This is a genomic window from Pseudomonas sp. GT1P32 (genome assembly GCF_054897805.1).
Genome location: NZ_CM142704.1, coordinates 5,743,938 through 5,761,362 on the forward strand (window position 1 = coordinate 5,743,938; position 17,425 = coordinate 5,761,362).

General features: G+C 61.0%; 16 protein-coding genes. 11 read left to right on the forward strand and 5 right to left on the reverse strand.

Going from position 1 to position 17,425, the window contains the following annotated elements; translation table 11 throughout:
• The first annotated feature begins 47 nt into the window (after positions 1-47).
• From ACYZUC_RS26340 to ACYZUC_RS26350, 3 genes are all read left to right on the forward strand, one after another.
• On the forward strand, positions 48-1,040 hold the full coding sequence (locus ACYZUC_RS26340; RefSeq protein WP_008034350.1) for an NAD-dependent epimerase/dehydratase family protein: 993 nt from the start codon (positions 48-50) through the stop codon (positions 1,038-1,040).
• A 108-nt stretch (positions 1,041-1,148) separates the two neighbouring features.
• On the forward strand, positions 1,149-2,024 hold the full coding sequence (locus tag ACYZUC_RS26345; protein WP_461991366.1) for an ATPase: 876 nt from the start codon (positions 1,149-1,151) through the stop codon (positions 2,022-2,024).
• Between the two features lie 119 nt (positions 2,025-2,143).
• A complete protein-coding gene (locus ACYZUC_RS26350) occupies positions 2,144-2,992 on the forward strand; it encodes a cache domain-containing protein (RefSeq protein WP_461991368.1) in 849 nt (282 codons plus the stop codon).
• 122 nt (positions 2,993-3,114) lie between these two features.
• Here ACYZUC_RS26350 and ACYZUC_RS26355 read toward each other — a convergent pair whose 3' ends face one another.
• Together ACYZUC_RS26355 and pobA are read right to left on the reverse strand one after the other, a co-directional pair.
• Complete coding sequence (locus tag ACYZUC_RS26355; RefSeq protein WP_008042013.1) at positions 3,115-4,632, reverse strand: MDR family MFS transporter; 1,518 nt, start codon at positions 4,630-4,632, stop codon at positions 3,115-3,117.
• A gap of 79 nt (positions 4,633-4,711) precedes the next feature.
• Entirely contained in the window at positions 4,712-5,905 is a 1,194-nt protein-coding gene (pobA, locus tag ACYZUC_RS26360) for a 4-hydroxybenzoate 3-monooxygenase (RefSeq protein WP_461991370.1), read from the reverse strand.
• Positions 5,906-6,084: 179 nt separating this feature from the next.
• Between pobA and ACYZUC_RS26365 the strand changes: the two genes are divergently transcribed.
• Entirely contained in the window at positions 6,085-6,981 is an 897-nt protein-coding gene (locus ACYZUC_RS26365) for a helix-turn-helix domain-containing protein (protein WP_461991372.1), read from the forward strand.
• 9 nt (positions 6,982-6,990) lie between these two features.
• On the opposite strand, the gene ACYZUC_RS26370 is transcribed toward ACYZUC_RS26365, so the two are convergent.
• The gene (locus ACYZUC_RS26370; protein WP_191623667.1) at positions 6,991-7,167 is read right to left on the reverse strand and encodes a hypothetical protein; all 177 of its coding nucleotides are present in this window, start codon (positions 7,165-7,167) and stop codon (positions 6,991-6,993) included.
• A gap of 226 nt (positions 7,168-7,393) precedes the next feature.
• Positions 7,394-8,299 (reverse strand): LysR family transcriptional regulator, encoded by a 906-nt coding sequence (locus ACYZUC_RS26375; RefSeq protein ID WP_223415983.1) that lies wholly within the window; start codon positions 8,297-8,299, stop codon positions 7,394-7,396.
• A 114-nt stretch (positions 8,300-8,413) separates the two neighbouring features.
• Here ACYZUC_RS26375 and ACYZUC_RS26380 point away from each other — a divergent pair, with 114 nt between their 5' ends.
• Together ACYZUC_RS26380 and ACYZUC_RS26385 are read left to right on the forward strand one after the other, a co-directional pair.
• Positions 8,414-9,289 carry an MBL fold metallo-hydrolase gene (locus ACYZUC_RS26380; protein WP_461991374.1) on the forward strand — a complete coding sequence of 292 codons (876 nt, stop codon included), beginning with the start codon at positions 8,414-8,416 and terminating at the stop codon, positions 9,287-9,289.
• A gap of 41 nt (positions 9,290-9,330) precedes the next feature.
• A complete protein-coding gene (locus tag ACYZUC_RS26385; protein ID WP_461991376.1) occupies positions 9,331-9,945 on the forward strand; it encodes an NAD(P)-dependent oxidoreductase in 615 nt (204 codons plus the stop codon).
• A gap of 88 nt (positions 9,946-10,033) precedes the next feature.
• On the opposite strand, the gene ACYZUC_RS26390 is transcribed toward ACYZUC_RS26385, so the two are convergent.
• Positions 10,034-10,915, reverse strand: coding sequence for a LysR substrate-binding domain-containing protein (locus ACYZUC_RS26390; RefSeq protein ID WP_008034326.1), 882 nt, complete (start codon positions 10,913-10,915; stop codon positions 10,034-10,036).
• A gap of 160 nt (positions 10,916-11,075) precedes the next feature.
• Between ACYZUC_RS26390 and ACYZUC_RS26395 the strand changes: the two genes are divergently transcribed.
• The 5 genes from ACYZUC_RS26395 to ACYZUC_RS26415 all read left to right on the forward strand — a co-directional run bounded on the left by ACYZUC_RS26395 (position 11,076) and on the right by ACYZUC_RS26415 (position 17,425).
• Positions 11,076-12,713 (forward strand): 5-guanidino-2-oxopentanoate decarboxylase, encoded by a 1,638-nt coding sequence (locus ACYZUC_RS26395; protein WP_461991378.1) that lies wholly within the window; start codon positions 11,076-11,078, stop codon positions 12,711-12,713.
• Positions 12,710-14,158 (forward strand): aldehyde dehydrogenase family protein, encoded by a 1,449-nt coding sequence (locus tag ACYZUC_RS26400; RefSeq protein ID WP_461991380.1) that lies wholly within the window; start codon positions 12,710-12,712, stop codon positions 14,156-14,158. Before ACYZUC_RS26395 ends, ACYZUC_RS26400 begins: the two co-directional genes overlap by 4 nt.
• Before the next feature lie 217 nt (positions 14,159-14,375).
• Positions 14,376-15,479 (forward strand): extracellular solute-binding protein, encoded by a 1,104-nt coding sequence (locus ACYZUC_RS26405; RefSeq protein ID WP_094470949.1) that lies wholly within the window; start codon positions 14,376-14,378, stop codon positions 15,477-15,479.
• 192 nt (positions 15,480-15,671) lie between these two features.
• On the forward strand, positions 15,672-16,580 hold the full coding sequence (locus ACYZUC_RS26410) for an ABC transporter permease (RefSeq protein ID WP_461991383.1): 909 nt from the start codon (positions 15,672-15,674) through the stop codon (positions 16,578-16,580).
• Positions 16,577-17,425 carry an ABC transporter permease gene (locus tag ACYZUC_RS26415; RefSeq protein WP_461991385.1) on the forward strand — a complete coding sequence of 283 codons (849 nt, stop codon included), beginning with the start codon at positions 16,577-16,579 and terminating at the stop codon, positions 17,423-17,425. The genes ACYZUC_RS26410 and ACYZUC_RS26415 overlap by 4 nt, the downstream gene beginning before the upstream one ends.

Consider the following 17,425-nt stretch of genomic DNA (forward strand, 5'->3'; position numbering starts at 1 on the left):
CGTCAAGACCTCACGCACTACGCAAAACGAAATATTCGGAGCACTACATGAAGATTCTGGTCACCGGCGCAAGCGGCTTCATCGGCGGGCGCTTTGCGCGTTTCGCCCTGGAGCAGGGCCTGGACGTGCGGGTCAACGGTCGCCGGGCCGAAAGCGTCGAGCATCTGGTGCGCCGTGGCGCCGAGTTCATTGCGGGCGACTTGAGCGACCCGCAACTGGCGCGCGACCTGTGTTCCGATGTCGAAGCCGTGGTGCATTGCGCCGGTGCTGTCGGCGTGTGGGGACGTTATCAGGACTTCCATCAAGGCAACGTTCAGGTCACCGAAAACGTGGTCGAAGCCTGCCTGAAGCAACGTGTGCGGCGACTGGTGCATTTGTCCTCGCCGTCGATCTACTTCGACGGCCGCGATCACCTCGGATTGACCGAAGAACAGGTGCCCAAGCGCTTCAAGCATCCCTACGCCGCGACCAAATTCCTGGCCGAGCAAAAGGTCTTCGGCGCCCAGGAGTTCGGCCTCGAAACCCTGGCCCTGCGCCCGCGTTTCGTGACCGGTGCCGGCGACATGAGCATCTTCCCGCGACTGCTGAACATGCAACGCAAAGGTCGCCTGGCAATCATCGGAAACGGTTTGAACAAGGTCGATTTCACCAGCGTGCAAAACCTCAACGAAGCGTTGCTCAGCAGCTTGCTGGCCAGCGGTTCGGCGTTGGGCAAGGCCTACAACATCAGCAACGGCACGCCGATTCCATTGTGGGACGTGGTCAATTACGTCATGCGCAAAATGGACGTCCCACAGGTGACCCGCTACCGTTCCTACGGTCTGGCCTACGCTGTGGCGGCGCTCAACGAGGGCGCGTGCAAGCTGTGGCCGGGTCGCCCCGAACCGACCCTGTCGCGCCTGGGCATGCAGGTCATGAACAAAAATTTCACCCTGGACATCAGTCGCGCGCGGCATTATCTGGACTACGACCCGAAGGTCAGTCTCTGGACTGCGCTCGATGAATTCTGCGGCTGGTGGAAGGCTCAGGACATTCACTGACAAATCCCGTTACTGAACGCAGAGTGGGGTTCAGGGTCAATCGATGCGGCTGACGGGTTTATACTTCGCCCCATCAAGCCATCACCGCGTTCCACAAAGGTTGACTCAATGTCCATGCGTAACGATGCCAACGACGACTTCGACGATGTACCGAGCCTGCGCGCCGACAGCCTCGACGACGATGATTTTGTGCCCACCGCCCGCACCGCCGTGCATTCGCGCACGCCGCCGGTGGTCAAGGTCAGGGCGGCCAGCACCGGCCCGTTGTGGGCGCTGGTCGGCGCCTTGTTCTTTGCGTTCGCCGGCCTTGCGTGGTGGAGCTTTCAGCAGATCTCGCTAATGGAACAGCAACTGGTGGCGACCCAGGAAAGTTTCGCGCGTATCAGTGAGGATGCAGCGGGGCGCTTGCAGGACATTTCCGGCAAGGTGGTCGCCAGTCAGACCAACGTCACCAGTGACAGCGAAGCGCTGAAACTGCAGATCAGGCAACTGGAAAGCAAACTCCAGGACCAGAGCAAACAGCAGCAGGGCGTTGCCGGCCAGACGTCGGACCTGGACAAGCGTCTGGCGCAAATGACTGCGCAAACCGCCGACCTGGACAAGCGCCTGGCGCAAGCCACCGCCCAGAACACCGAGCACCAGACCGCCAACACGCAATTGCAGGCCCAGGTCAAAGCCCTGAGCAGTGAACTGGCCGCCCTGAAAAGCGCCCCGGCGGACACTGAAAAATTCGACGCCCAGCTAAAAAGCCTCGGTGCCGACATCGTTGCGCTGAAAAAACAAGGCAACCCGAGCGCCGCCATCGAACGTCTGGAACAAGACATGATCGTGCTCAAAAGCGAGCAGGACAACCGCCCGGCCGCCGCGTCAGGCTCGTCCAACACCGCCGAGTTCGACGCCTTCCGTGGCCAGGTCACCCGCAACATCAACACCCTTCAGGCGCAGATTCAGAATTTGCAGCAGCAGTTGCGGGCCAAGCCTTGAGGCTGAAGGCGCGGTAATGCGCTGCAATACCATTTTGCAGACTGCGGTTCGCTGAATATCCATACATGCCCCATTGCCGTCTACGCTCTTCAAACACCGAAGAGAACGAGGGATGCGCAATGGGGTTTTTGCACAGGTTGGCCCTGCTGGGCGGGATGCTGTTGCTGTGCCTGGGGCAGGCGCAAGCCGCCGGGACCGAGAAGGACGACAGCCAGGCCGCCATCGCCTTGCTGGAAAAAGCCCTGGCCTATTACCACGACAACGGCGACAAGGCGTTCGCGGCCTTCAGTCGTCAGGGCGAGTTTGTCGACAAGGACCGCTACGTCTTCGTGCTCGATACCAAAGGCGTAATGCTCGCCAGCGGTGGGCCTTCTTCGGCGTTGATCGGGCGTGATGTGTCGGATGTGCTCGGGCCGGATTTGCAAAAGGCCTTCAAGGACGCATTGAAAGTGCCGGAGGGCAATGGCATTCAGCAAGCGGAGTATCGTTGGCAGAACTGGTCCGACGGCAAGGTTGAACGCAAGCATGTCTACTATCAACGGGTCGGCCAGCGGATTCTGGCGGTGGGTTACTACTTGCCACGGGCGTCGGCGGAGCAGGCGATGGCGTTGCTGAACAAAGCGGCGACCGATCTGGCCAAGGACGAGAAGGGCACGCTCACGTCGATCAACTCGCTCAAGGGCGGTTATTTGCAGGATGACTTGTATGTGTTCGTCGTCGATTTGAACACCCAGCGTTATGTCGCCCACGGTACAAATCTGCGCTTGATCAACACCGATTTCGGCAAGATCAAGGACCCTGAAGGCAAACCGGTCGGCGAGCCGATCCTGGCGTTGATGGCCGGGCAGGATTATGGCGAGTACGCGTATCGGTGGAAAAACCCGGTGACCGGCAAGGTCGAGGACAAGCATGCGTACCTGAGGAAGGTCGGGCATTTTCTGGTGGCTGTGGGGTATTACAGCCCTTGAATCTCTATCACATGGGATGACGTCTTCGCGGGCAAGTCGGATCGCCGCACCGCTCGCTCCTACAAGAGCAATGCAAACCTGTGGGAGCGAGGCTTGCCCGCGAAGGCCGCGACTCGGTTCAACTACCGAGCCTTGTCTTCCCGCCCACGCAACACCCGGTTCGGCATGGCAATCGCCGCCGCCAACCCAAGCAACGATACCGCCGCACTGACCATCAACAAATGCCGGAAGGTCAGCAGCAGCTCGGCGCGCAAGGCGTTCTGCGCATCCCCCGGCGCGGCGTTCAGGCCATCCAGCAAGACGTTCCCGGAGCTGCCCTCGGCAATCAGCGTCGAGCCGGCCAGATGGGCGAAACTTGAGTCTTGCAGCAATGCCAGCAACAACGCCGACATCAACGCCACGCCCACCGCGCCGCCTAGGGAGCGGAACAGGTTGGTGGTGCTGGTCGCTACGCCGATGTCCCGTTGTTCCACCGAATTCTGCGTCCCGACCAATGACGTCGGGAACTGCATGCCGGAGGCGATCCCGCTGAGCACCATGAACAGACTGCTGAGCACCACCGCCTGTGGCGGGCTGAACGCCATCCCGAGGATCGAGATCGGCATGAGGAGGGCGCCCGCGAGGATCATCGGTTTATAGCGCCCGGTCACCGAGGTTCGGCGCCCGGCGAAATACGCGCCGATCGGCAAACCCATGGCCAGTGGCAACAGGTGCAGCGCGGCACTGTCGGCCCCGGCGCCGGTCACGCTCTGGAAGCGCAACGGCATCAGCACAATCAACGAAATCGCCTGGAAACTGGTGAAGAAAATCGTGCACCAGCACAGGATCGCGTTGCGGTTGGCGAACAGGTGCATCGGCAGCAACGGCTCCCGTGCACGGCGCTCATGCCCGACGAACAACGCCAGGACCACCACCGCACAACCCAGCAAACCCAGCACCTCGGCGCTGCGCCACGAATGCCCTTGGCCGACCTGAGTAATGCCGAGCAACAAGGCGGTCAAACCGATGATCATCAACACGGTGCCGAGGTAATCGATGATCGGTTTGCGCTGCGGCACCGGGAGCCCGACGAGGGTGTGACGGGCGACCAGCCAGGCGCCAAGGCCCAGCGGCAGGTTGATCAGGAACACCCAGCGCCAGGACAGGTATTCGGTCATGTAACCGCCGAGTACCGGCCCGGCGACGCTGGCCACCGCGTACATGCTGCTGAAATAGCCTTGATAACGACCGCGTTCGCGAGGCGGCACGATGTCGCCGATGATCGCCTGGCTGACCGAAATCATCCCGCCGGCGCCAATGCCCTGAAGAATCCGCGCCAGCACCAGTTGCTCCATGCTCTGGGCCATGCCGCAGAAGAACGAAGCAATCGTGAACAGCCCCATGCCGAACAGCATCAACTTGCGCCGACCGTACAAATCGCCGAGTTTGCCGTAGATCGGCACGGCCACGGTCATCGCCACCATGTAGCCGGAAATCACCCAGGCCAGCAGGCTGACATCCTTGAACTGCGCGGAGATGGCGGGCATCGATACAGCGACGATCGTCTGATCCAGCGCCCCGAGAAAGATGGCCAGCATCAGGGCGATCAGCACGCTCCGGATGGCCGGTTTGGGCGTTTCAGGCTGGTTGAGATTGGTCACGGGAGAACCTGCGGGCAGTGAGGGTCCCGCAGGAAGCAAGGGCGAGCGGGGATGCTCGCCAGTGTAAGTCGGTAGCAGGCTATTCGATAGCCTCATACGGAAGTCCGACGTAATTTTCTGCAATGGTTTTCCGACCCGCTTCGGAGCTGACGAAGTAGTCCAGCTCCGATGCGCTGATTCGCTTGCTGAACGCATCGTGATCGTCAAAGCGGTGCAACATCGAGGTCATCCACCAGGAAAATCGTTCGGCTTTCCAGACCCTGCGCAGGCAGACCTCGGAGTATTTCTCCAGCAAGTCGACACGGCCTTCGCGGTAAACCTTCAGCAGGATATTGAACAACGTACTGACGTCGCTGGCCGCCAAGTTCAGGCCTTTGGCCCCGGTCGGCGGGACGATGTGCGCGGCGTCGCCGACCAGAAACATCCGCCCGTATTGCATCGGTTCGACCACGAAACTGCGCAACGGCGCGATGCTTTTTTCGATGGACGGCCCGGTCACCAAAGACTCGGCCAGCGCAGCCGGCAGCCGGGATTTGAGCTCATCCCAGAAACGCTGATCGGACCAATTATCGACAGACTCGTCGGCAGGGACCTGAAGGTAATACCGGGTGCGAGTCGCCGAGCGCATGCTGCACAGGGCAAAACCGCGTTCGTGACGGGCGTAGACCAACTCATCGTGAACCGGTGGCGTGTTGGCGAGAATCCCCAGCCAGCCGAACGGATAAACCCGTTCGAACACCTTCAGGTTGTCGGCGGGAATCGATTGCCGCGCTACACCATGGAAACCGTCGCAACCGGCGATGTAGTCACAATCGAGCCGATACGCTTCGCCGTCCTTTTCGAACGTCACGAACGTTTCATCGGTTTTCATACCGTGAGGCACGACGTTGCTGGCTTCATAGATCGTCTGCGCGCCGGCCTCCCGACGAGCGGCCATCAGGTCGCGAGTGACTTCGGTTTGCCCGTAGATCATCACGGTTTTGCCCCCGGTCAGGGCGTGCAGATCGATGTGCACCTGGCGCCCGTCGAGGGCCAGTTCGAAGCCGCCATGAACCAGCCCTTCGGCGTCCATGCGCTGGCCGACGCCGGCCTGACGCAGCAGCTCTACCATGCCTTGTTCGAGGACACCGGCACGGATTCGCCCGAGCACATAGTCCGGGGTCTGGCGTTCGAGAATTAGGGTGTCGATACCGGCGTTGTGCAGCAATTGGCCGAGCAGCAAACCGGAGGGGCCGGCGCCAATGATGGCGACTTGGGTTTTCAGCGTTTTCATTGTTTTTATGACTCGCAAGCTCCACACGACCTGCGTCGGTGAATTATTTTTATGGATCGAGTGCTTGCATTTTTCACTTGCGGGTCTGTCAATTGAAGGTGAAAACTGAGCCGATAGCTGTACTTTCTGCCAATCGGTGCGATTATCGCCCGTCACCTCCCGAGGCCTGGATTGAAGTTATGAACAAGCCTGCCCTGCCTTCGATACCGGTGTTCAAGCTCTACGGTGAAAGCCTGGACTGGCCGACCCCGGACTTGCTGCACTGTGAAACCATTTCCAAACGCAGCCGCGAACACCAATGGGAAATCAAACCCCATCGCCACGCCGATTTATGCCAATTACTCTTCGTGTTCAAAGGTCAGGCAGAGCTTGAAATCGAAGGCAAACGTACGCAATTGGGCGAACCGGCGATCCTGGTTCTGCCGCCGTTATCGGTGCACGGTTATCGTTTTTCCGAGGATGTCGAAGGCTTTGTCGTGACCCTCGCCGCGCCGCTGGTCGCCCATCTTCAGGCGCAACTGGGCAACTCGGTGAATGCCCTGGCCCAGGCCGAAAGTTATCCGGCCGGCAACGACAGCGAGTACCTCAACAGCCTGCTTTCTGCGCTGCAAACCGAATACACCGGCCATCAACCGGCCCGGGAAATGCTCATGCATTCGCTGGTCAGCGTGATCATGGTGTGGGTCAGCCGGCAGGCGCTGCAGCGTCGCTCGGCCAGTCAGCGTCCGCAGCGCGCGCGGGAGTACCTCAACGGGTTTATCCAACTGGTGGAAGAGACGTATCGCCAGCACGTCAAGGTCGAAGACCTGGCGCATCGGCTGGGGATTTCGGTGTCGCATCTCAACGGCACGTGTCGTGAATTGGCGGGACAACCGGCGTTGCAGATCATGCACGAGCGGCAATTGCTGGAGGCCAAGCGTTTGCTGACCTACACCAGCATGACCATTTATGAAATGTCCGATGTGTTGGGCTTTTCCGATCCGACCAACTTCACGCGCCTGTTCCGGCGTCGTGTAGGGATCTCACCCAAGGCGTTTCGCGACCGCTTGAAGGCCGATCAGGACAACGAGGCCTGATCCCCTTCATCACCGGAGGGCGTTGAGGGTCGCGTTGTGGGGAATGCAGCGCTCGAAGTTGCAGCTCGCGTACTCACGGGGCAGGTTTCGCAATTGCTCAACGCGCCACGCCGCGGTGCCGTACAGCGCCAGCGTCGCCGCGCAGGTGATGAAAATGGCGAGGTATCTTCTTGTTTTCGTGTTCATGGCGTTGACCTCTGAACGAATACCCTTCGGTACTAAGTTCAGCATAGGTCAGCGGCGGTGAGTTGCCAGTCATGCATTACCCCCTGTAGGAGCCAGCTTGCTGGCGATGAACGTAAAGGCACCGCGTTCATCCGGTAAGCCCGCGTTATCGTTAACGACCATCGCCGGCAAGCCGGCTCCTACAGGGTTTGGGTTGTTAACGAATGCGCGCGTTTACAGGGCGTGTTTACAGGCCGATATCCCATTCCGGTTCTTCCGGAAACCGCAGCACCAGAAAATCCAGCACGCTGCGCAATGCCGCCGGCATGTGCTTGCGTGAGGCATACACCGCGTAGATGTTCATCTGGCGCGGTTCGGCCTGGGGCAGCAGGCGGATCAGTTCGCCGCTGTGGATATGCACACCCGCCTGATAACTCGGCAGCATCGCCACCCCGGCGCCAGCGATTGTTGCGCGCAGCAGGGTGCTCGCTTCGTTGGCGCTGATATTGCCCTGCACCGGCACCGAGACCGGTTCGCCGTCCTGCTCGAAATGCCACAGGCTTTTGCCGAAGTAGGAGTGGGTCAGGCAGTTGTGCTGGCTCAGGTCTTCCACCCGCATTGGCGTCGGGTGCTCTTGCAGGTAAGCGGGGGCGGCGCAGATCACCGAGCGGCAGACCGTCAGCCGCCGCGCAATGAGGTTCGGGTCCAGGTCATTGCTGGTGCGAATCGCCAGATCGATGCGCTCATCCACCAGGTTCACCGTGCGGTCGAGCATCTGTAGATCGATGCTGACGCCGGGGTAACGTTTGACGTAGGCGGCCATCGCATCCGCCAATTGCGCCTGGCCGAACGAAGTGCTGACGCTGATCCGCAGCAGGCCGCGCGGCGCATCGTCCGGCTCGCTGACGGCGGCCTGCATGTCCGTGGACAGGTCGAGCATCTGCCGACAGCGCGGCAGGATTTCACTGCCAGCGGCAGTCAGGCTCAATTTGCGCGTAGTGCGATGCATCAGGCGCGCGCCGACCCAGTCTTCCAGTTCCGCCAGATACCGCGAAACCACCGGTCGCGACAGGTCCAGGTGATCGGCGGCGGCCGACTGGCTGCCGAGGTCGACCACCGTGACGAATACGCGCATTGCTTGTAGACGATCCATGATTTGCCCGCTTTCAGAAACAAACTATGTCTAAGCATCGCATTTTTTGTAATGAATAAGGCAACTAAGCTCTGTTCCATCGCCAAACATGGCACTCGGACAACGGAGCAACAGATGATCGGTTTCACCCTCAAGCGTATTTTGCTGGCCACGGCCACCCTCGGTTTCGCGGCCCACGCGGCGGCATCGACGCTGACGCTGGATGTTTACAACCCCGGCGAGAAAGCGATCTTCCCGGTGACGTCGGTGCTGGTCAGCGGCGAGAAAGACGCGATTCTGGTGGACGCGCAATTCGGCAAATCCCAGGCCGAGCAAGTGGTGGAAAAAATCCGCGCCAGCGGCAAGCAACTGACCACCATCTACATCAGCCACGGTGACCCGGATTACTACTTCGGCCTCGACACCCTGACCGCCGCGTTCCCCAACGCCAAGGTGCTCGCCTCGCAACCGACCGTGGACCACATCAAGCAAACCGTCGACGGCAAACTGGCGTTCTGGGGGCCGAAAATGGGCGCTGACGTGCCGGCCAAAACCATCGTGCCGGGCGTGCTCAAGGGCGACAGCCTGATGCTCGAAGGGCAGAAGTTGCAGGTGGTAGGTCTTGAGGGCAAGCAACCGGATCGCACCTTTGTGTGGATCCCGTCGATCAAGGCAGTGGTCGGTGGCGTGGTCGTCGCAGAAAACATTCACGTGTGGATGGCCGATACCCAAACCGCGCAGTCCCATGCTGATTGGCTGGCTACGCTGCATTCCATCGAAACCCTGAAACCGCACACCCTCGTGCCGGGTCACTACCTCGGCAAAAGTGCCCGCTCCCTGGCCGCCGTGCAGTTCACCGCGGATTACATCAAAGCCTTCGACGAAGAAACTGCCAAGGCCAAAGACGCCGCCGCGCTGATCGCCGCGATGAAAAAACGCTACCCGAAACTGGGCGAAGAAAGCTCGCTGGAGCTGAGCGCCAAAGTCGCCAAGGGCGAGATGAAGTGGTAACCCGATTCACCCACTCACACTGATCCACACTGGAGAACGTCATGAGCAACATCGCAATCATCGGTGCCACCGGCCGTGCCGGCAGCCAACTGTTGGAAGAAGCCCTGCGTCGTGGTCATAGCGTTACGGCCATCGCGCGCGATACGTCGAAAATCGGCCAGCGTGCCGGGGTGGTCAGCAAGAATGTCGACGTGCTGGATGGCGACGCCTTGCAAGCCGCTGTGACGGGGCATGATGTGGTCATCAGCGCGGCACATTTCGCCACGATTCCCGCCGCTGCCGTTGTGGCGCCGGCGAAGAAAGCCGGGGTGAAACGTCTGCTGGTGGTGGGCGGTGCAGGTTCTCTGTTGCTGCCGGACGGCACCCGCGTTATCGACAGCGAGGGCTTCCCTGAAGCGTACAAAGCCGAGGCGAGCGCCGGTGCCTTGTTTCTGCAGAACCTGCGTCAGGAACAGGAGCTGGACTGGACGTTTGTGTCGCCGTCGGCGGAGTTTGTCGAAGGTGAGCGCACGGGTACGTTCCGGGTTGGCAAGGATGATTTGCTGGTGAGCGAGGCGGGGCGCAGCTGGATTACGTTTGCTGATTATGCGATTGCGATGTTGGATGAAGTGGAAGTGCCGAAGCACTCCCGTCAGCGGTTTACTGTCGGGTATTGATGGCGCGGCTTAAACCTTCGCTGGCAAGCCAGCTCCTACAGGGATTTGCCCTTGCAGGAGCCGGCTTGCCGGCGATGCTTTTGGGCCTTCACCGACTCTGCGCCTGCTCCACCAACCACCCCATCAATTCGCGCAACTTCGGCGAAGGTGCAGGTTTCTCCGGGAATACCAGGTAATACGCCAACCCGGTTTTCACCTTCAATTCAAACGGCATGACCAGCCGCCCGGCACTCAGGTCATCGCCAATCAACGACCAATCGCCAATCGCCACACCTGTCCCCTGAGACGCCATCGACATCGCCAGGTCCAGGGTTTCGAAATGCTGACCCTTGCTGACATTGCTCAGTTGAAGATCCGCCGCTTTCAGCCAGGCATTCCAGTCGCGCTCATCCCGCGTCGGGTGCAGCAGCAAGTGCTGTTGCAGGTCCGCCGGTGACTGCAAGGCCTGTGGCCCTTCCAGCATCGGTCGTGAACACACCGGCGTCAGTTGCTCGTCGAACAGCAGATAAGACGTCAGCGCGTTGTCCGGCGGCGCGCCATACATCACCGCCGCATCGAATTGCTCGCGATGAAAATCCACGCCGTGCTTGACCGTGGTGGTCAGCTCCACCGGCACATCCGGACGCTCCCGTTGCCACTGCAACAGACGCGGCAACAACCAGCGCATCACACAGGTCGGCGCCTTGAGTTGCAGGGTTTCGCGCTTCTCGCCGATCTGTTCGACCGCCTCGTCGATCAAGCCGAAAATCTGCTGCACCCGTGGCAGCCACTCCCGTCCTTCAGCCGTCAAATCCAGGCCGCGGGCCTGGCGAATGAACAACTCATAACCCAAATGTTCTTCCAGCCCGGCGATCTGTCGACTCACCGCGCCCTGGGTGATGAACAGCTGTTCGGCCGCACGGGTGAAGTTGCAGCACTGCGCGGTAATCAGAAAAGTGTGCAGCGCCGGCAGGGGAGGCAATCGTTTCATTGGGATCCAAGGTATGACGTGAGGACATGGCTAGTATGACTTTTTATCCATTGTTGCGGCTACGTGTCGCCCGTTCCAATGAGGCCATCCCTGGACCTGCCCGCTCATCATAAACACTGCGCAGGCCCGGCGTCTCAAACGAACAAAAAGGGCAAAAGACATGGCGACGTGCGGCGAAGTATTGGTCAAGTTACTCGAAGATTACGGGGTTGAGCAGGTGTTCGGCATCCCTGGGGTTCACACCGTGGAGCTGTATCGCGGGCTGGCCCGTTCGAGCATCAACCACGTCACTCCGCGTCACGAACAGGGTGCCGGCTTCATGGCCGACGGTTATGCACGCACCAGCGGCAAACCGGGTGTGTGCTTCATCATCACCGGTCCGGGCATGACCAACATCACCACCGCCATGGGCCAGGCCTACGCCGATTCGATCCCGATGCTGGTGATCTCCAGCGTACAGACCCGCAGCCAGTTGGGCGGTGGTCGCGGCAAGCTCCACGAACTGCCGAACCAGAGCGCATTGGTCGGCGGCGTGGCGGCGTTCTCCCACACTCTGATGTCGGCGTCCGAATTGCCGGGCGTGTTGGCCCGCGCTTTCGCGCTGTTCCAGGCCGGTCGTCCGCGTCCTGTTCACATCGAAATTCCACTGGACGTTCTGGTTGAAGAAGCCGACGACCTGCTCAGCAGCCTGCCGGTCAACATCGACCGCGCCGGTGCTTCGCCAAGCGCGATCAGCCGCATGACCGAACTGCTCGCCGGCGCCAAGCGCCCACTGATTCTCGCCGGTGGCGGTGCCATCGATGCCGCTGCGGAATTGACTGAACTGGCTGAATTGTTGGACGCGCCAGTCGCGCTGACTATCAACGCCAAAGGCATGCTCGAATCCGGCCATCCGCTGTTGATCGGTTCGACCCAGAGCCTGGTCGCGACGCGCGCCCTGGTTGCCGAGGCCGATGTGGTTCTGGCCATCGGCACCGAGCTGGCCGAGACCGACTACGACGTCACTTTCGCCGGTGGTTTCGAAATTCCCGGCAAGCTGCTGCGCATTGATATCGACCCGGATCAGACCGTGCGTAACTACCCGCCGCACATCGCACTGGTGGCCGATTCGCGCAACGCTGCCCAAGCCTTGCTGAGCGCGCTGTCCCACAAATCGCTGGCCGAGCGCCGCAACGATTGGGGCCAGGTCCGCGCTGCACGTCTGCGCGAAGACCTCGCCGCCACTTGGGACGCGCCGACTCTGGCCCAGACCCGTTTCCTGGAAACTGTCCTGCACGAATTGCCGGACGCGGTGTTCGTCGGCGATTCGACCCAACCGGTGTACACCGGCAACCTGACCTTCAACCCGGAGCGCCCGCGCCGCTGGTTCAACTCGTCCACCGGCTACGGCACCCTCGGTTACGCCTTGCCGGCAGCGATTGGCGCCTGGCTCGGCGGTAGCGTTGAAAACGGCGCGCGTCCTCCGGTGGTGTGCCTGATCGGCGACGGCGGCCTGCAATTCACCCTGCCGGAACTGGCCAGCGCCGTTGAAGCGCGCACCCCGGTGATCGTCCTGCTGTGGAACAACCAGGGCTACGAAGAGATCAAGAAATACATGGTCAACCGCGCCATCGAGCCGGTCGGCGTAGACATCTACACCCCAGACTTCATCGGTGTCGCCAAGGCATTGGGTTGTGCGGCCGAAGCGGTCGACGGTGTCGAGCAACTGCGCGGTGCATTGCGCTGCGCGGCTGATCGCCAAGGCCCGACCCTGATTGAAATCGATCAGACTGTGTGGATGAAGGCGGTGTCGAAATGACGTTCCCTACCACCCTCGACGGTCTGTTCATTGACGGGAAATGGTCAGCGGGCAGCGAACACCTGCGCGTGATCAATCCGGCCACCGAAGCGCTGCTGACCACCGTGAATGGCGGTGATGCGCACTCCGTTGATCAAGCCGCAAACGCAGCCACCGAAGCCTTCAAGGCCTGGTCGCAAACCACCGGTGCCGAGCGCGGTGCAATCCTGCGCAAAATCGCTGCGGGCGTGCAGGCCGGTCGCGACAAGTTGATGCACTTGCAGTCGAGCAACAACGGCAAACCGTTGTTCGAAGCGGCCATCGACGTCGATGACGTGATCGCTACGTTCGAGTACTACGCAGGCCTGGCCGAAGGCCTCGACGCCAAACAGGACAGCAACGTCGAGCTGCCCACCGACGACTTCAGCGCCCGTGTGCGCCGTGAGCCGTGCGGTGTGGTCGGCCTGATCGTGCCGTGGAATTTCCCGATGGTCACCACCGCCTGGAAACTCGCCCCGGCCTTGGCCGCCGGTTGCTGCGTGGTGCTCAAGCCTTCCGAAGTGACGCCGCTGCCGGAGCTGGAACTGGCGGCGATCATCGCCGACGCCGGGCTGCCGAAGGGCGTGTTCAATGTGGTCTGCGGCACCGGTCTGGCGGTCGGCGCACCGATGTCGGCGGACCCGCGCATCGCCAAGATTTCCTTCACCGGCAGCAATGCGGTCGGCGTGCAGGTGATGCAACGCGCAGCAGAAACCGTGAAGGGCGTGAGCCTGGAGCTGGGCGGCAAATCCTCGCTGCTGGTGCTGGCCGATGCCGACATCGAACTGGCCGTGGAAGTGGCCTGTGGCGGTGGTTTCTTCAACGCCGGGCAGATGTGTTCCGCCACCAGCCGCGTACTGGTCGCCGATGAACTGGCCGACGAATTCCTCTTGCGCCTGAAGGCGCGTACCGAAGCCATCCGCGTGGCCGACCCGTTCGACCCGAACGTGGAAATGGGCGCACTGGTCAATCAGGCGCAATACCAACGCGTGCTCGGCCACATCGATCGTGGTTTGAGTGCTGGCGCCAAGCTGATTTGCGGCGGCAATCGCCCCGCAGACTTGCCGCGCGGTTATTTTTTGCAGCCGACGATTTTCACCGAAGTGCCCCTCGACAGTGCGCTGTGGTGTGAAGAGATTTTCGGCCCGGTGATCTGCGTGCGCAGTTTCGCCACCGAGGCCGAGGCGATTGCCCTGGCCAACGACAGCCAGTTCGGCCTGGTCGCCAGCGTGGTGACGCGCGATGCCGAGGCGGCGGATCGGGTTGCCAACGCTTTGCAGGCGGGGCTTGTGTGGATCAACGCACCGCAAGTGATCTTCCCGCAGACCGCCTGGGGCGGCTACAAGCAGAGCAGCATCGGCCGCGAATTGGGGCCGTGGGGCTTGCAGGCTTTCCAGGAAATCAAACACGTGATTCGCGCCGTCTGACGGCACGAAAAAGGTGAGCGCATGCCTTCAAAGGAGGCATGCGCTGGCGTCATGGCTTCAATGAATTTTTATCGATAGTCAGGTGTTTTACGCGACCTCAGGATGAACTCACTGGTTCAGCCAAGCCCCCGAAAATACGAGGGATAACACTGATCCGGCCGCGCGGATGCAACAGTTTCGACCTGCCTTATACCTACAAAAACAAAGGGAGTCCGTAATGGGCGAGCATGATCTGAACAGACGTCAATTCATCAAAACCGTAGGCGTGGCCTCGGTTGCTGCGGCAGCCATGAGCTTGCCCTTCGTCAAGGCCAATGCCAGCGACACGCGCTTCCAGGGCAAGACCCTGCGCCTGCTGACCTGGTCCGATGACACCGGCCTGGCTGCACTGCGCAACATCGCCGCAACGTTCGAAGACAAGTACGGCTGCAAGGTCATCGCTGACCGCACCGGCAGTACCTCGGAAATGGTCGCCAAACTCAAGGCCGGCGGTGATCGTCCGCAATACGACATCATCACCCTGGCCGGCGTTGGTGCCGAAGGTCTGGCCGCCGCCAACCTGCTGGAAAAACCCGACCTCAACCGCATCCCCAACCTGGTGGATGTCCCGGAGAAATACCGCACCGGCGCCAATGGCCACGGGATCGGTTACCTGCTCTGGTGCAACAGCCTGGTCTACAGCACCCGTACCATCAAGGAAGCACCGGACAGTTACGCCGCCCTGTGGGACGCCGAGCTGTCGCCGAACATCTTCCTGCCGCCGCCGAACTGGACCGAAGCGATGGACCTGATCATCATCGCCGCCAAACTGGCCGGTGGTGACGAACACAACATCGAACCCGGCTTCAAGAAACTCGCCGAGCTGAAGGATCGTGTGGTGACCCTGGGTGAAAACCCGAACCAGATCGCCGAGCTGTTCCGCACCGGTTCCCTGGACATGGGTGGCCTGTACGCACCGGCTTTCTTCCCGAAACAGATCCGCGATCCGGCCTACGGTCTGGGCGCCACGTTCGGCATGAAAGAAGGTTTCTACACCGACCTGATGCTGTCGGTGATGCCGAAAAACCGTCCGGGCGATACCGACCTGACCTACGCGTTCATCAACCACTCTCTGGACCCGCTGGTGCAGGGCAAGATGGCTGAGGACATTTACAACGGCCCGGTCAACGCCAAGGCGATCATCTCCGCCGAAGCGCGCAAGAGCCCGTACATCCTCACGCCGGAGCAGATCGCCGAGAAGGCGATCATGCACGACAACGCCTTCCTGGCTACCGTGCATGACCAATGGATTCGTCGCTACACGGAAATCTTTTCTTCCTGATCGAGTGGCGAACACAGGGTCTTCAACCACTGAAGATCCCCTGTGGGAGCGAGCCTGCTCGCGAATGCGTCGGCACACCCAGCATTGATGTGACTGACACACCGCTTTCGCGAGCAGGCTCGCTCCCACAGGGGGCGAGGTGGATTCAGAATTTGTGTACGCCAGCTGCTTTCCATTGACGAGACCCTTGCTATGGAACACCAACCTCTGACTCATCCGGTCGATGCAGCTCCGGCGCGCGCCAATCGGGGTGTTTCGCCGACGACCCGCGCCTGGTTTTTTCTTACGCCGTCGATGCTGTTTCTCGGCGTGCTGATTGCCGCCAGCCTGCTGGTGCTGCGCATGAGCGTCGGCACCAAAGGCGCGGAATGGACCGGGTTCAGCCTGGCCAGCTACGCCCAATTGCTGGAACCGTATTACCTCAAATCCTTGCTGCTGACCTTGCGCCTGGCGCTGATCAGCGCAGTGATCGCCGTGGTGCTTGCGATCCCGGTGGCCTACACCATGTCGCGCCTGACGTCGCCGTTTGTGCGCAGGATCTTCCTCGCTGCGGTGCTGCTGCCATTGCTGGTCAACCTGCTGCTGCAAAGCTACGGCTGGCTGGTGATTCTCGGCCCGGGCGGCATGCTCAATCAGGCACTGATGGGCCTGGGCCTGATCAAGCGTCCGATCATGCTGCTGTACAACCAGAACGGCGTGTTGATGGGCCTGGTGCAAACCGCGTTCCCGTTGGCCGTGCTGCCGATTGCCAGCGCCATGCGCGGCGTCGCCCGCACTTACGAAGAGGCCGCCGCCACCCTGGGCGCCAGTCGCTTTCAGGTGTTCCGCCAGGTGGTTCTGCCGATGAGTTTTCCGGGGATCATCACCGGCGCGACACTGGTTTTCGCTTACAACGCCAGCAGCTTCGTGGTGCCGTTGCTGCTGGGTGGCCGACGCGTGCCGATGCTGGCGGTGATGGTCCATGACCAGATCGCCCCGCTGATGAACTGGCCCGCCGCGTCCGCCGCCGGTGTGGTGCTGATTGTCACCACGCTCGCGATCATGACTTTGTCCGAATACATCACTGGCCGTCGTCGGCGCATGCTGGAGGCTTCGCAATGAGCTCTGTGATCAAGAAGCGTTATTCGCTGCTGCCAGGCGAAACCGGCAAGTTTGCCGGCATCCTCTCGGGTTTCATTTTGCTGCTGGCGGTGTTGCCGATCCTGACCATGATCGTCATGTCGTTCAGCGGTTCGTCGAACCTCGACTTCCCGCCGAGCAGCTACAGCCTGCAATGGTACAAGGCCGCCTGGCACACCTTCGTGTCGCCGGACGCGAGTGATGTGCTGAGCCTCGGCAAAGCCATGACCACCAGCCTGATGGTCGCGTGCCTGACCATGGTCTTCGCCACGATCATCGCGGTGCCGGCAGCTTATGCGCTGACCCGTTGCGAGTTCCGCGGCAAAGCGGTGGCGCTGCAACTGATGTCGCTGCCGCTGGTGTTTCCGATGGTGGTGTTGGGCCTGGCATTGCTGCTGGTGTTCGACAGCCTGCCGTTCCAGATGACCACCTCGCGGCTGGTGATTGCCCACGTGATCCTGGCGCTGCCATTCGTGGTGAAAAACTGCACGGCGGCAATGCTGTCCATCGGCAGCGAAGTCGAAGAGGCCGCGCAAATGCTCGGTGCTTCGCCAACGCGGGCGATCATCGATGTGGTGGTGCCGCTGATGAAATCGGGGATTCTGGCGGGGATGCTGTTGGCGTTCATCGTCTCGTTCAACGAATTCACCGTGACCTATTTCCTTTACACCATCGACGTGATGACCGTGCCGATCTGGATGTACAGCCGCACCGTGTCGTCGCTCGACCCTACCGTATTTTCGTTTGCCGTGCTGATCGTGCTGATCGACTTCGTGCTCATTTGGGCGCTGGAAAAGTTGGTTGGCGAAGGCGGCGTTTCGTTCTGA